The 15,045-nt window shown below is 65.3% G+C and carries 11 protein-coding genes; 9 read left to right on the top strand and 2 right to left on the bottom strand.

Annotated elements, in window-relative coordinates; all coding sequences use genetic code 11:
• The first annotated feature begins 73 nt into the window (after positions 1-73).
• The 7 genes from pilM (at position 74) to OKW45_RS34205 (ending at position 7,488) form a co-directional block, all read left to right on the top strand.
• The gene (gene pilM, locus OKW45_RS34175; RefSeq protein ID WP_429473201.1) at positions 74-1,063 is read left to right on the top strand and encodes a pilus assembly protein PilM; all 990 of its coding nucleotides are present in this window, start codon (positions 74-76) and stop codon (positions 1,061-1,063) included.
• Positions 1,060-1,746 (top strand): fimbrial assembly protein, encoded by a 687-nt coding sequence (locus OKW45_RS34180; RefSeq protein WP_429473203.1) that lies wholly within the window; start codon positions 1,060-1,062, stop codon positions 1,744-1,746. The genes pilM and OKW45_RS34180 overlap by 4 nt, the downstream gene beginning before the upstream one ends.
• The gene (locus OKW45_RS34185; protein ID WP_429473204.1) at positions 1,743-2,675 is read left to right on the top strand and encodes a hypothetical protein; all 933 of its coding nucleotides are present in this window, start codon (positions 1,743-1,745) and stop codon (positions 2,673-2,675) included. Before OKW45_RS34180 ends, OKW45_RS34185 begins: the two co-directional genes overlap by 4 nt.
• On the top strand, positions 2,672-4,390 hold the full coding sequence (locus OKW45_RS34190) for a type IV pilus secretin PilQ (RefSeq protein WP_429473206.1): 1,719 nt from the start codon (positions 2,672-2,674) through the stop codon (positions 4,388-4,390). The genes OKW45_RS34185 and OKW45_RS34190 overlap by 4 nt, the downstream gene beginning before the upstream one ends.
• Positions 4,391-4,504: 114 nt before the next feature.
• The gene (locus tag OKW45_RS34195; RefSeq protein WP_026225731.1) at positions 4,505-5,056 is read left to right on the top strand and encodes a shikimate kinase; all 552 of its coding nucleotides are present in this window, start codon (positions 4,505-4,507) and stop codon (positions 5,054-5,056) included.
• Entirely contained in the window at positions 5,056-6,141 is a 1,086-nt protein-coding gene (gene aroB, locus OKW45_RS34200; protein WP_429473207.1) for a 3-dehydroquinate synthase, read from the top strand. The genes OKW45_RS34195 and aroB overlap by 1 nt, the downstream gene beginning before the upstream one ends.
• Before the next feature lie 144 nt (positions 6,142-6,285).
• Positions 6,286-7,488 carry a deoxyguanosinetriphosphate triphosphohydrolase gene (locus OKW45_RS34205; protein ID WP_429473405.1) on the top strand — a complete coding sequence of 401 codons (1,203 nt, stop codon included), beginning with the start codon at positions 6,286-6,288 and terminating at the stop codon, positions 7,486-7,488.
• Between the two features lie 104 nt (positions 7,489-7,592).
• Here the strand turns inward: OKW45_RS34205 and OKW45_RS34210 are convergent, their stop codons facing one another.
• Together OKW45_RS34210 and OKW45_RS34215 are read right to left on the bottom strand one after the other, a co-directional pair.
• On the bottom strand, positions 7,593-7,973 hold the full coding sequence (locus OKW45_RS34210) for an ElaB/YgaM/YqjD family protein (protein ID WP_013090729.1): 381 nt from the start codon (positions 7,971-7,973) through the stop codon (positions 7,593-7,595).
• A 367-nt stretch (positions 7,974-8,340) separates the two neighbouring features.
• Positions 8,341-9,066: an OmpW/AlkL family protein gene (locus OKW45_RS34215; RefSeq protein ID WP_026225733.1), complete on the bottom strand. Its 726-nt coding sequence runs from the start codon at positions 9,064-9,066 to the stop codon at positions 8,341-8,343.
• A 187-nt stretch (positions 9,067-9,253) separates the two neighbouring features.
• On the opposite strand from OKW45_RS34215, the gene OKW45_RS34220 reads away from it, so the two are divergent.
• Both OKW45_RS34220 and OKW45_RS34225 read left to right on the top strand, forming a co-directional pair.
• Positions 9,254-9,961, top strand: coding sequence for a transposase (locus tag OKW45_RS34220; protein WP_018420184.1), 708 nt, complete (start codon positions 9,254-9,256; stop codon positions 9,959-9,961).
• Positions 9,962-10,312: 351 nt separating this feature from the next.
• The gene (locus OKW45_RS34225; RefSeq protein WP_429473209.1) at positions 10,313-15,016 is read left to right on the top strand and encodes a glutamate synthase-related protein; all 4,704 of its coding nucleotides are present in this window, start codon (positions 10,313-10,315) and stop codon (positions 15,014-15,016) included.
• The last annotated feature ends 29 nt before the right edge of the window (positions 15,017-15,045 follow it).

Raw genomic sequence — 15,045 nt, forward strand, 5'->3', positions numbered from 1 at the left:
GTGCGTCTGCCGACAATGATCCCTCGTTACTCGCGTTCGAATGGTTCGTCGCGTGAGTCAAAGGGAGGGCGGTATGGCCTATAAAAATTCGTGGCTTCAGGCGGTGCGGGAGGGCCGGCAGCGTTTCGCCGCCGGCATCGATGTCGGTTCGCAAAACGTGCGTCTCGTCGTGGTGAGTCAACGCGCCCGGGGCGCGCTGCATCTCGAATATATGAGCACGGTGCCGCTCGCGGCCGGCGCCATGGCGGGCGCCGAGATCGTCGATCGGCAGGCCGTCGCGCGGGCGTTGCGCGATGCGTTCGCCGGTTTGCCGCGCGTGTGCGCGACGCACGCGCTGCGCTGCGCGATGGCCGTGCCTTCGTCGGCCACGCTGACGACGACAGTGCCGCTCGCGCGGCTCGCCGCTCAGAGCGACTGCGAGGCGGAGGGCGGCGGCGTTGCGCTCGCCGGACTTGCGCCCGCGGTGATGGGAGAGGCGGAGCGCATCGCCGGCCTCGAACGTCATGCGCTCGCGGTCGACTGGTACGTCGACGAGACGCCGTCGCCGGTGCGCTCGGTGAAGATCGCCGCGACCGCGCGTCAGCATCTCGAAGCACGGATCGAATGCGCCGCGACCGCGGGGATTTCGCTGTCCGCGATCGATGGCGAACCACACGCGGCATTGCGCGCGCTGCGCCACGCGGCAAGTCGCGAGCTCGACCCGAACGAGCCGTACGCGGCGGTGTGGGTCGGTACGGACGGCGTGTACGGCTGGAGCGTCGTCGATGGCGCGAGCGTCGGCGAGATGCGCTACCCGGCGCCCGAGCATGCCGATCTCGCGGACGCGTTGCGCGATCTCATGCGAGGGCCGGAGTTCGACTGCGCGCTGATCGGCGGCGAAATCGATCTGCTTGACGGCGTCGGCTTTTCACTCGCCGATATTGGCGACGTGCTCGGCTGCTCGGCGCTGCCGTTCGAATGCGCGCTGCTCGGTAGCCACGCGCGGCCGCTCGACGACGCCTTGCTGCACGAGCCGGCTGGCGCGGTCGCGTTTGGGCTCGCGTTGCGCGGGGTGCTGGAATGAGGGCCGTTCTGTCGTTTTCGTCTGGCGTCGCCGCGAGTACCGATCAGCGCGCCGCTGTACCGTGGCTGGGCGGCTTCAATCTGCTGCCGTATCGCCAACGCAACGCGCGACTCGCGCGGCGCCGCTGTATGCGCGACTGGGCTGTGGCTGCGTGTGTCGGTGCCGCAGGTGTGTTGCTCGTCGCCGGTTGGCAGAGCTTCGCCGCAGCGCGGCTCGATGCGCGGCGCGCGGCGGCCGGGCAGGCGCTGACTCCGCTCGCCGCGCCGCTCGCGGAGCACGCGAAGCTGTCGCGGGCCGAACAGGATCAGCGCGAAGCCGCGGCGCGCGCCGCGAGTCTCGCGAGGCCGCTCGCACATCTGCGCGATCTGCTCGACGCGCTGAGCTTCGAACCCGGCGATCGCGTCGTGTTGCGGCAGTTGCGCCAGCGCGAGTACGAGACTGAATTGCTGGCGACTTCGAGTGGCCATATCGCGTCGGCTGAGTGGCTCAAGCGGCTCGGCGCGATCCACGGCGTGCAGGGCGCGGAGATGCGCGATCTGCATCGGGCGACGGGGAAGGGCGACGCGTCGACGGAACAGGCGATAGGCGGACCCGTGGAGTTCGATGCGCGCCTGCGCTGGGGCGATCCGCCGCACAAGGCGACGCGCGCCCTGAAGGCTGCACGAACGGGAGGTGCGCGATGAGCACGACCTTTTTCGAGGCGGGTGGTGCGGCGCATGGGTCCGCTGGTTTTTCGCGCTGGGTCAAGCGGGCGCGTGTGCCGCTCGAGGCGTGGAGCCGGCGCCGTCGCTGGCTCGTCGCGGCGACGCTTGCCGCGCTCGTGTTCGGCGTCGGCGCGTACGGCTGGAACGCGGCTGATCTCGCCGGACTGGAAGCGAGCCGCGCGGCGCTCGCGGTCAGCACGCAGCGGCTCGCGGACGCGCGGCACACGCTCGCACAGCTGCCGTCGCTGCGCCGTGCAGCCGCAGCGATGCCGGCCACGGAGCCGAGCGCCGTGTCGTGGAACTCCGCCGACGACGTGCGCATCGTCTCCGAGCTGGCCACGCAAAGCGGCGTCGCGCTACTTGCGGTGGAACCGGGCGCGGCGAGCGGCGAGGGCGTCGAGCGGATGCGCGTGCTGCAGCTCACCGCGCGCACCGACTTCGTTCACCTGATGGCGTTTTTCCACGGGCTCGCACAACTGCCGGTGCTGATCGTTCCCGTCGACGTGACCGTCAAGCAGGACGGCAAAGGGCTCGCGGTGGCCGCGACGCTGCAGGTGTACGCCGCGCTGCGACCGGTGCCCGACACCCCCGCTGCGAGCGCCGACGCGAGCCCTGACGCCGACGAGGCTGCCGACGATGACGACGAAGGCCTCGTGTTCTTCGATCCTTTTGCGAAGTCGCAGATCTCCGCGAGCGGCGAGCTGGGCGATACCTCTGAGTTGCGCCTTGTCGGTTTGCTGCGCGATCGTACCCGCGGGCTCGCGCTGCTCGACACGCCAGACGGCACGACGACGGTCGCGGCCGGGCAACGACTGGGCGTCGAGCGGGTCACACAGTTCGACGCGCTTGGCATTACGCTCGCGAACGGCGGCGCGACGCGCACGCTGACGCTGACGGAGCCGTCATGATGCGCCCGCTCAAGCGATGGAGCGTGGCGACGCTGGGTGTCGGACGCGAGGTCCGCGTCGTCTCCGGACGGTGTTTCGGGCTCTACGTCGCCGCGACGCTGGTTGCCGGCGTCGCACAGGCAGCGACGCCACTGCTGCTGCCGCCGTTGCCGACTTACGCGGCGCTCGACGACCCGGCCGTATCGGCCAACACCGCCTACGAGACGGCGCCGCTGCCGAGCGGCGGCATCGGCCAGGCGGCGAATCCGTTCGGCGACGTTTCCACGCCAGGCGCGGCCCAGGAGCCGGACACCCTCCAGCCGGCCCCGCGTTCCGCGATAGCACCCGACGCTTCCGCGGACGACGTCGCCAACGGCCCAACGCCGCCGCCTTCGCCAAACCAGCCCGCAAACCCGGCTCGCGACGACAGTGCCGGCACGCCCAGTCTCGAAGGCCCGCCGGTCCCGCTGCCGCCGCGGCCGCGCCTCGCCGACGCTGCGGCCAGTGCGGACTCGGGCCTTCCCGCCGGCAACAAGCCGATCTCGCTGAACTTTCAGCGTGCGCAACTTGGCGCGGTCCTGAAAGCGTTCGCCGAGTTCACCGGCCTGAACATCGTCGCCAGCGACAAAGTGCGCGGCGCCGTGTCGATACGTCTCGACAAGGTGCCGTGGCGCACCGCGTTCGACACCTTGCTCGACGTCAACAATCTGGCGATGGAGCGCCACGGCAACGTAATCTGGGTCGCGCCTGCCGCCGAGCTCGCCGCGCGCGAACGTCAGCGCTTCGAAGCCCACGCGCGCGCCGCGGACCTCGAGCCGCTCGCGAGCCGCACGTTCGAGCTGCACTACGCGCACGCCGAGGACGTGCGTCGCCTGCTGACCGGTTCCGGCACCCAGCGCGTGCTGTCCAAACGTGGCGCCGTCACCGCTGATCCGCGCACCAACCTGCTGTTCGTCACCGATCTCGCGGGGCGGCTCGAGCAGATCGCGGCGCTGATCGCTTCCGTCGACCGGCCGACTCGCCAGGTGCTGATCGAGGCTCAGATCGTCGAAGGCGACCAGGGCTTTTCGCGCAATCTCGGGGTGCGGCTGTCGCTCGCCGGCACCAGCGCGGACGGTACGTCGAGGGGGCTGACGGGTGGAACGGACGGCTCCGTGTACGATCTGTCGGCCCGACCGATCTCCGGATTCGATGCCGCGACCGCTGGCCTCACGCTGTTCGCGGCTCACGCGACCCGGCTGCTGAATATCGAGCTCTCGGCGCTCGAGTCCGAAGGGCATGGGAAAATCGTGTCGAGTCCACGGGTCGTTACCGCGGACCGGATGAAGGCGATCGTCGAGCAGGGCACCGAGCTACCGTATCAGGCGAAGGTCGGCCAGGGCGTATCGGGCGTGCAGTTTCGCCGCGCGACGCTCAAACTGGAGGTCGAGCCGCAGATCATGCCGGATGGCCGCGTGGTGCTCGATCTCGACGTCGCGAAGGACAGCGTCGGCGAGCAGACCGACGCCGGGCCCGCGATCAACACCAAGCACGTGCAAACGCGCGTCGAGGTCGAGGATGGCGGTACGGTGTCGATCGGCGGAATTTACGAGACCGACGACCGTGACGACGTCGAGCGGGTGCCCCTCCTCGGCAAAATACCTGTTCTGGGCGCATTGTTCCGCCATCGGACTCATCGCGACACGCGTAGCGAACTGGCGGTTTTCATCACGCCGCGCGTGGTGCGGGAAAATTAGGGCATATAGGGCACGCATGCGCCGCCGTCCGCCGGCGGCGCGCAGGCTCGACAAGGCAGCCGCTTTGCCAGTAAGCTGCGGCACGAACTACACCGGATTAGCCAGAGGATACCGTTGCAAGCGCGGGACGCACACGCCAATGTTTTTTTCGTAGGGCTCATGGGGGCAGGAAAAACCACTGTGGGTCGGGCGGTTGCGCGCCGTCTCGAGCGCCCGTTCTTCGATTCCGACCATGAAATCGAGGCGCGCACGGGCGCGCGCATTCCCGTGATCTTCGAGCTTGAGGGCGAAGCGGGCTTTCGCGATCGCGAAGCGAGCGTGATCTCGGAGCTGACCGGGCGCGACGATATCGTGCTCGCGACCGGCGGCGGTGCAGTGCTGCGGCCGGAAAACCGCGAAGCGTTGAAAAGCCGTGGCCTCGTGATCTATCTGCGCGCCAATCCGCATGACCTGTGGCTGCGCACGCGGCGCGACAAGAATCGCCCGCTGCTGCAAACGGAAGACCCCAAGGCGCGCCTCGAAGCGCTCTATGAAGTGCGCGACCCGCTGTACCGCGAATGCGCGCACTTCGTGATCGAAACCGGCCGGCCCTCGGTCAACGGACTCGTCAACATGGTTCTGATGCAGCTCGAGATGGCCGGCGTCGCCAAACCTCCTGCGTCATAATGGACCGTATGATTACCGTCAACGTCGAACTGGGCGAGCGCGCCTACCCCATCCATATCGGTGCCGACCTGATCGGCCAGACCGCGCTGTTCGCGCCGCATATCGCCGGCAACTCGGTCACGATCGTCACCAATAGCACCGTCGATCCGCTCTACGGCGACAAGCTGCGCGCGGCGCTTGCGCCGCTGAACAAGCAGGTGTCCACGGTGGTTTTGCCGGACGGCGAAGCTCACAAGAATCTGCAGACGCTGAACCTCATCTTCGACGCGCTGCTCGGCTCGCGCGCCGACCGCAAGACCACGCTGATCGCGCTCGGTGGCGGTGTGATCGGCGACATGACCGGGTTTGCCGCCGCCTGCTACATGCGCGGCGTGCCGTTCATCCAGGTGCCGACCACGTTGCTGTCGCAGGTCGATTCGTCGGTCGGCGGCAAGACCGGCATCAACCATCCGCTAGGCAAGAACATGATCGGCGCGTTCTACCAGCCTCGGGCGGTGATCGCTGACATCGGCGCATTGCGTACGTTGCCCGAACGCGAACTCGCGGCGGGCATCGCCGAGATCATCAAGACCGGCGCAATCGCCGACGCCGGTTTCTTCACCTGGATCGAGGCCAATATCGATGCTTTGAACCGCTGCGAACCGCAGGCGTTGACGGAGGCAGTCAAACGCTCGTGCGAGATCAAGGCGTCGGTGGTGGCGCAGGACGAGCGCGAAGGTGGTCTGCGCGCGATCCTCAACTTCGGTCACACGTTCGGCCACGCGATCGAAGCCGGACTCGGCTATGGCGAGTGGCTGCACGGCGAGGCGGTCGGCTGCGGAATGGTGATGGCGGCGGATCTGTCCGTGAGGCTCGGCCATCTCGATGAAGCGTCGCGCAAGCGGCTCGTCGACGTCGTGCTTGCCGCGCATCTGCCCACTCGTGCTCCCGCGCTCGGCGCGGATCGTTACATCGAGCTGATGCAGATCGACAAGAAGGCGGAAGCCGGCGCGATCAAGTTCATTCTGCTGAAGCGTTTCGGTGAGACACTGATCACCCGCGCGCCCGACGCCGACGTGCATGCGACGCTGGCCGCCGCCGTCTAGATTCGACACGGCCCTGCAGCCACGCTTCACGCACCCGCGTCACGAGGCGCCGCCCATGTTTCGGAGGACCCGGTGACTGACAGGCGCAGCGACGATATCCAGCATGACACGACGAGCGCGCGCGCAGGCGCCGGGAACGGCGTCATCGCTGCCACGGCCAGCACCGCGGATGCCGCTGCCGCGGTTGCCGCACCCGCCGTCCCCGCGCCGACCCAGCAGGCGCTCGAAGCGCATCTCGCACCGTACGCGGCGCATTCGAGCCAGTCGCGTGGGCGTCGCTATGCGGAATCCGCGCCGAGCGCGCGTACCGAGTTTCAGCGCGACCGCGACCGCATCGTCCACTCGACCGCATTCCGGCGGCTCGAATACAAGACTCAGGTATTCGTCAACCACGAGGGCGACCTGTTTCGCACGCGCCTCACCCATAGCCTCGAAGTTGCGCAGATCGCGCGCTCGGTTGCGCGCAATCTGCGCGTCAATGAAGATCTCGTCGAAGCGATTTCGCTGGCGCACGATCTCGGCCATACGCCGTTCGGCCATGCCGGCCAGGATGCGTTGAACGAATGCATGCGCGAGCATGGCGGCTTCGAGCACAACCTGCAGAGCCTCGCGGTCGTCGACGAACTTGAAGAGCACTACGGAGCGTTCAATGGGTTGAACCTGTGCTTCGAGACGCGCGAGGGCATTCTCAAGCATTGCTCGCGCGACAACGCGCGCCGGCTCGGGACGTTGGGCGAGCGCTTTCTCGAAGGGCGGCAACCGTCGCTCGAAGCGCAGATCGCCAACGTCGCCGACGAAATCGCGTACAACAATCACGACGTCGACGACGGTCTGCGCTCCGGTCTGTTGTCGCTCGAGCAGCTCGCCGAAGTGGAACTGTGGCAGATGCACTGCGAGGCGGCGCGCGGCGACTATCCGCAGATCGAGGGGCGTCGGCTGATTCACGAGACGGTGCGGCGCGTGATCAATACGCTGATCGTCGATCTGATCGAAACGACGCGGGCCAATCTCGCGCGCTACGCGCCGGCGTCACTCGACGACGTGCGCGCGGCGCCCCCGCTCGTCGCGCACAGTGATGCGATCGCCGCGCAGGCCGCGGCGCTCAAGCGCTTCCTGTTCAGAAACATGTACCGTCACTATCGGGTGATGCGCATGGCCAACAAGGCACGCCGCGTCGTGGTCGGCCTGTTCGACGCGTTCACCGACGACCCGCGGCTGCTGCCGCCCGACTATCAGTCGGCCGATGCGACGTGTCAGCCGCGTTTGATCGCGCATTACATCGCGGGGATGACCGATCGTTACGCGCTGAAGGAGTATCGGCGGCTGTTCGTGATCGACGATAACTAGGCGCTAGCGGCTGGGCGCGGCAAGCGGTGTAACGTTCAGCCTTGCCGCATCGAAGCGGCCGTCGCGCCCCCCGTGCCAGCACCGTCAAACCGGGCAAGCCAGCGTCATCGCGAACGGGACGCGAACAGCGCCCCCGCCACCAGCGCAAGCCCGCCGACGATCGCAATCGTCTGCCACGGATTTTCATGCACGTAGTGATCGGCGTCCGAGATCGCGACGCCCGCACGATCGCGCATCGCGTCGCGCGTGTCGTTCAGCCGCTCGCGCGCGGCGTCCAACTGTTTGCGCAGCCTGCCGCGTAGGGCCACGGCGTCGGCCTGCGTGCCGTCGGCCAAGGTCGATTCGAGTTCCGACAGCAGGGTGCGCAACTCGACCGCGATATCTTCGGCCGCGTGGCGGCTATGGCGAGCGATGCGCCGCGCGCGGCGACTCGCGCTGGTCCAGGATTCGCCGAGGGCGTCTCGCGTATTTGGAAGTGCTGTCATGGTCGCTCCGTCGATGAGTTGAAAGGCCCCGCGCATCGTCGCGCGGACACGCTATGCGCAGACGCGGTATCGCGTCGTCGCGTAGGAAACGCCATCTAAACGCAACTTCGATGCCAAGCGCTGCATCGCCGGCAACGCTGCACGCGTGCGGCTCGCGACAGGATGGCGCGTGCCCGTATGGTCGCCAGATTTTGCACACCGACGCGCCGAATTCGCGTCAAATTTACAAACGCTGATGCCGGATGACGTTGCCATCCCGATGCAACAGAGACGCCAAATGCAAACGCAGTCATCGGTTCGATGACGGCGTTCCCCAGGTCGCGAAAATTCGACTACCCTAATTCAAGCTACCCGCTCTAGCGAAGCGTTAGAAACGGTAACCGACGTTGACGTAAGTGACGATCGGGTTCAGCTTGATCTTGGTTTGCGATTGCACGGTCAGCGTGCCGACCGGCGTGGCCGATGCCGAACTGAGCTTTGCGGTCGTGCTGAGCGGCAGGTACGAGATCGACACGCCGGCGAACCAATGCTGATTGAAGGCGTACGTGAAGCCCGCATTAAACACAGGTACCCACGAACTATCCGTCGACACACTGGTCGGACCATGCAGAACGTTGGCTTCGAATGCGCTGTTGGAAATGTGTGCGTCGGTGAACCAGATGCGGCTCACACCGAGACCGAGATACGGGCGGAACGAAGCGGTCGGCGCGTTGAAGTAGTACTTGAACAGCAGCGTCGGGCTCCACTGTTTGGCCTGCCCGAGCTTACCGAACTGCGCGAAGCTGCCCGTGCCGAACAGATCGAAAGTAGGGGGGACGCCAATGACGAATTCGGTTGCGATATGGTCGGTGACGAAGTAGCCGGCGGTGAAACCGATGGTATCGGCCGAACTCAGCGAGGCGCCGGTGTTGGCTTCGGTGATGTTGGTTGGGCTACCGCCAATGCTGGTCACGGTCAGTGGGTCGCTGCTCGATTGGGGCGCCAGATGAAACCAGCCCGTCGAGAAGAAAAAGGTGCCGGCCGATTGTGCGTGCGCTGCCGTGCTCACGCAGGCTAGCACTGCCATCCCCGTTACGGCCTGTTTTAATTTCATATGTGCTCCTCCAAAAAAGGCCCGCTCATTATGACTACAACGTTTGAAACAAACCATACGCGGCGGTTAGAGTTTTCTCCCTAAGCGCCGCGTGGTTTCTGGCTTGGCCGCATGGCGCCGAACCTTGCGCCCATGCGGCTCTTCGGACCTTCGGGTATATACCAACGCGACTATTGGACACTCCAGCATGGCACGGCTTGCACGTCTTTATGTCCCCGACCAGCCGCAGCACGTCATCCTCCGCGGGCTCGACCAGCAGCCCGCCTTCGTCGACGACCAGGACTACGAGCTTTTCATCGACTGTTTGAAGGCGGCCTCCCGGGACCATCACCTTTCCATCCACGCTTACGCCTTGATGCCGGGCGCCGTGCAACTGCTGGTCACGCCCACCGAGGAGTCGAGTCTGCCCAAGGCGATGCAGGCCGTCGGGCGGCGCTACGTCGCGCACTTCAACCGGCGCTATGCGCGCCGCGGCACCTTGTGGGAAGGCCGTTACCGGGCCACCGTGATCGAAGGTGAGCGCTACTTCCTGCTTGCGAGCCGCGTCGTCGAAATGTGTCCGGTGCGCTTGGAACTGGTCAACGCGGCCGAGGATTATCGCTGGTCGAGCTATCGTCATCACATCGGCCTCACCCTCGACAGTCTGATCACGGATCATCCCCTTTACTGGTCGCTCGGCAATACGCCGTTCGAGCGGCAGCGTGCTTATCGCGAACTGTGCGAGCAGCCGCTCGACGAGCGCGAGGCAAGCCAGCTCCAGCAAGCCACGTTGAAGGGCTGGGTGCTCGGCAGCGACACGTACCGCGAATGGGCGGCGCGCGCCGCCAACCGACGTGTGTCGCCCCTACCGCGTGGCCGGCCACGTAAGGTGCGCGAGACGCCGCATACGCAGTGAGGCGGGGGCAGGGCGATGCCCGGCGGCGCCGATAGAGCCGCTTTAAATCCGATTAAAGCGTTTTGCATCAAGGGACTGCATGAAGGCGGCATGTCGTATGCCGTTTTCTTTTGCCCCAAATTGATATGGAACCAATAAAAAATAATCGCAATGCACCAATTTGATAATCGGGGGCCGATCACTAGGTTTTATTTGCTATTTCCTTGATTCGTCGCGTATATTCCGATTTCCGACGCTTTTCGTGCCGCGCAGTCTTGCTGCGAGAAGAGCGCCGTCGCGGTCGCGAAGCGCACTGCGGCAAAAAAACAATGGTTTAACGGCCTGTCCGGCCTCCTCACAGACGGTGTCCCCATGAACGACCACCAGCAACCGATTCACCCGGTTCCCGCCGCCCAAGGTCTGTACGACCCGCAAAACGAGCATGACGCCTGCGGCGTCGGCTTCGTCGCTCATATCAAGGGCCACAAGAGTCACGAAATCGTCCAGCAGGGCCTGAAGATTCTCGAGAACCTCGACCACCGGGGCGCAGTCGGCGCCGATCCGCTGATGGGCGACGGCGCGGGCATCCTGATCCAGATTCCGGACGGCTTCTATCGCGAAGAAATGGCCAGGCAGGGCGTGACGCTGCCGCCGGCTGGCGAATACGGCGTCGGCATGATTTTCCTGCCGAAGGAGCACGCGTCGCGCATTGCCTGCGAACAGGAGCTCGAGCGTACGGTGAAGGCCGAAGGTCAGGTCGTGCTCGGCTGGCGCGACGTGCCGGTCGACCACGCCATGCCGATCTCGCCGACGGTGAAGGCGAGCGAGCCGCTGATCCGCCAGATCTTCATCGGCCGCGGCAAGGACATCATGGTGACCGACGCGCTCGAGCGGAAGCTGTACATCATCCGCAAGACCGCGAGCCATCGCATCCAGGCGCTGAAGCTCAAGCACGGCAAGGAATACTTCGTGCCGTCGATGTCGGCGCGCACGGTCGTCTACAAGGGTCTGCTGCTTGCGGGTCAGGTCGGCGTGTATTACCGCGACCTGCAGGACGAGCGCGTCGTGTCGGCGCTCGCACTCGTGCATCAGCGCTTCTCGACCAACACGTTCCCGGCGTGGGAACTGGCTCACCCGTACCGCATGATCGCCCACAACGGCGAAATCAACACGGTGAAGGGCAACGTCAACTGGCTGAACGCGCGTACCGGCGCGATCGCCTCGCACGTACTCGGCGACGATCTGCCGAAGCTGTGGCCACTGATCTATCCGGGCCAATCGGATACGGCATCGTTCGACAACTGTCTCGAACTGCTGGTGATGGCCGGCTACCCGCTCGTCCACGCGATGATGATGATGATTCCGGAAGCCTGGGAACAGCACACGCTGATGGACGAAAACCGCCGCGCGTTCTACGAATACCACGCCGCCATGATGGAGCCGTGGGACGGCCCCGCCGCTATCGCGTTCACCGACGGCCGCCAGATCGGCGCGACGCTCGACCGTAACGGTCTGCGCCCGGCGCGCTACATCGTCACCGACGACGACCTCGTGATCATGGCGTCGGAAGCCGGCACGTTGCCTATTTCCGAGTCGAAAATCGTCAAGAAGTGGCGTCTGCAGCCGGGCAAGATGTTCCTGATCGACATGGAGCACGGCCGCATCATCGACGACAAGGAACTGAAGGACAACCTCGCGAACGCCAAGCCGTACAAGAGCTGGATCGACGCCGTGCGCATCAAGCTCGACGAGATCGAGGCGAAGGCCGAAGACGTCGTGACGGAACGCCGCGAAGCTGCTGCGCTGCTGGATCGCCAGCAGGCGTTCGGCTACACCCAGGAAGACCTGAAGTTCCTGATGGCGCCGATGGCGCAAGCGGGCGAGGAAGCCGTCGGCTCGATGGGCAACGACTCGCCGCTCGCGGTCATGTCCAACAAGAACAAGACGCTCTATCACTACTTCAAGCAGCTGTTCGCGCAGGTCACGAACCCGCCGATCGACCCGATCCGTGAAAACATGGTGATGTCGCTCGTGTCGTTCGTCGGCCCGAAGCCGAATCTGCTCGACACGAACAACATCAACCCGCCGATGCGTCTCGAAGTGTCGCAGCCGGTGCTCGACTTCAAGGACATCGCGAAGATCCGCGCGATCGATCAGTACACGGGCGGCAAGTTCAGCTCGTACGAACTGAACATCTGCTATCCGGTCGCCTGGGGCAAGGAAGGCATCGAGGCACGCCTTGCGTCGCTGTGCGCGGAAGCCGTCGATGCGGTCAAGTCCGGCTACAACATGCTGATCGTGTCGGACCGCAAGACCGACCGCGACAACGTCGCGATTCCGGCGCTGCTCGCTACGGCGGCGATCCACACGCACCTCGTGCAGCAGGGTCTGCGCACGAGCACGGGTCTCGTCGTCGAAACCGGTTCGGCGCGCGAAACGCACCACTTCGCGCTGCTCGCGGGCTATGGCGCGGAAGCCGTGCACCCGTACCTCGCGATGGAAACGCTGAGCCAGCTCGCGGCCGGCCTGAAGGGCGACCTGTCGGCGGAGAAGGCGGTCTACAACTTCACGAAGGCAGTCGGCAAGGGCCTGCAGAAGGTCATGTCGAAGATGGGTATTTCGACCTACATGTCGTACACCGGCGCGCAGATTTTCGAAGCGGTCGGTCTCGCCGCGGATCTGGTGTCGAAGTACTTCCACGGCACGTCGTCGAAAGTCGGCGGCATTGGCCTGTTCGACGTCGCGGAAGAAGCGATCCGTCTGCATCGCGAAGCATTCGGCGACAACCCGGTCCTCGCGAACATGCTCGATGCGGGCGGCGAGTACGCGTACCGGGTACGCGGCGAAGAACACATGTGGACGCCGGATGCGATCGCCAAGCTGCAGCACTCGGCGCGCAGTAACTCGTACCAGACGTACAAGGAATACGCGCATCTGATCAACGATCAGACCAAGCGCCACATGACCTTCCGCGGCCTGTTCGAGTTCAAGTTCGATCCGACCAAGGCGATCCCGCTCGACGAAGTCGAACCGGCGAAGGAAATCGTCAAGCGTTTCGCGACCGGCGCAATGTCGATGGGCTCGATCAGCACCGAAGCGCACGCCACGCTCGCCGTCGCGATGAACCGCATCGGCGGCAAGTCGAACACCGGTGAAGGCGGTGAAGACGCGAACCGTTACCGCAACGAACTGCGTGGCATTCCGATCAAGAACGGCGACACGATGAAGTCCGTGATCGGCGACGAAGTGGTCGTCGACATTCCGCTCAAGGAAGGCGATTCGCTGCGCTCGCGCATCAAGCAGGTCGCGTCGGGCCGCTTCGGCGTGACGGCGGAGTACCTCGCGTCGGCCGATCAGATCCAGATCAAGATGGCGCAGGGCGCGAAGCCGGGCGAAGGCGGTCAGCTGCCGGGCCACAAGGTGTCGGACTATATCGGCAAGCTGCGTTACTCGGTGCCGGGCGTCGGCCTGATTTCGCCGCCGCCGCACCACGACATCTACTCGATCGAAGACCTTGCGCAGCTGATTCACGATCTGAAGAACGTGAACGCGTCGTCGAGCATCTCGGTGAAGCTCGTGTCGGAGTCGGGCGTCGGTACGGTTGCAGCGGGGGTCGCGAAGGCGAAGGCCGATCACGTCGTGATCGCCGGTCATGACGGCGGCACGGGTGCATCGCCGCTGTCGTCGATCAAGCATGCGGGCACGCCGTGGGAACTTGGTCTCGCCGAAACGCAGCAGACGCTGGTGCTGAACCAGTTGCGCGGCCGTATCCGCGTGCAGGCCGACGGTCAGATGAAGACCGGCCGCGACGTCGTGATCGGCGCGCTGCTCGGCGCGGACGAGTTCGGCTTCGCGACGGCGCCGCTTGTCGTCGAAGGCTGCATCATGATGCGCAAGTGCCATCTGAACACGTGCCCGGTCGGCGTCGCGACGCAAGACCCGGTGCTGCGTGCGAAGTTCCAGGGCCAGCCGGAACACGTCGTGAACTTCTTCTTCTTCGTTGCGGAAGAAGCGCGTGAAATCATGGCGCAACTCGGTATCCGCAAGTTCGACGACCTGATCGGCCGCGCGGAACTGCTCGACACGAAGAAGGGCATCGAGCACTGGAAGGCGAAGGGCCTCGACTTCTCGCGTGTGTTCTACCAGCCGCAAGTGCCGGCGCAAGTCGCGCGCAAGCATGTCGACGTGCAGGATCACGGCCTCGACCGCGCGCTCGACCACACGCTGATCGAGAAGGCGAAGGCCGCGATCGAGAAAGGCGAGCACGTGTCGTTCATCCAGCCGGTGCGCAACGTGAACCGCACGGTCGGCGCGATGCTGTCGGGCACGATCGCGAAGAAGTACGGCCACGAAGGTCTCGCGGACGACGCGATCCACATCCAGTTGAAGGGCACCGCGGGTCAGAGCTTCGGCGCGTTCCTCGCGAAGGGCATCACGCTGGATCTGGTCGGCGACGGCAACGACTACGTGGGCAAGGGCCTGTCGGGCGGCCGCATCATCATCCGTCCGACCAACGATTTCCGCGGCAAGTCGGAAGAGAACATCATCTGCGGCAACACGGTGATGTACGGCGCGATCGAAGGCGAAGCCTACTTCCGCGGCGTGGCCGGCGAGCGTTTCTGCGTGCGTAACTCGGGCGCGACGGCGGTCGTCGAAGGCACGGGCGACCACGGTTGCGAATACATGACGGGCGGCACGGTGGTCGTGCTCGGCGAGACGGGCCGTAATTTCGCGGCCGGCATGTCGGGCGGTATCGCGTACGTGTTCGATCCGGACGGCATGTTCGCGAGCAAGTGCAACAAGTCGATGGTCGCGCTCGAACCGGTGCTGCAACAGGCCGAACAGGAGCGCACGGTCGATCGGGGCGTGTGGCATCGCGGCACGACCGACGAAGCGCTGCTCAAGGGGCTCATCGAGCGTCACTTCCAGTTCACGGGCTCTCCGCGTGCGAAGGCGCTGCTCGAAAACTGGGACGCGGCACGCCGTCAGTTCGTGAAGGTGTTCCCGACCGAATACAAGCGCGCGCTCGGCGAACTCGCCGCGAAGAAGGCGAACAGCGAAGTGCTCGCTGCCTGAGCTGCCTTCACGGAAGTCACATTTAGACG

This window comes from Paraburkholderia lebeckiae, from assembly GCF_050436225.1.
Lineage (GTDB): Bacteria > Pseudomonadota > Gammaproteobacteria > Burkholderiales > Burkholderiaceae > Paraburkholderia > Paraburkholderia tuberum.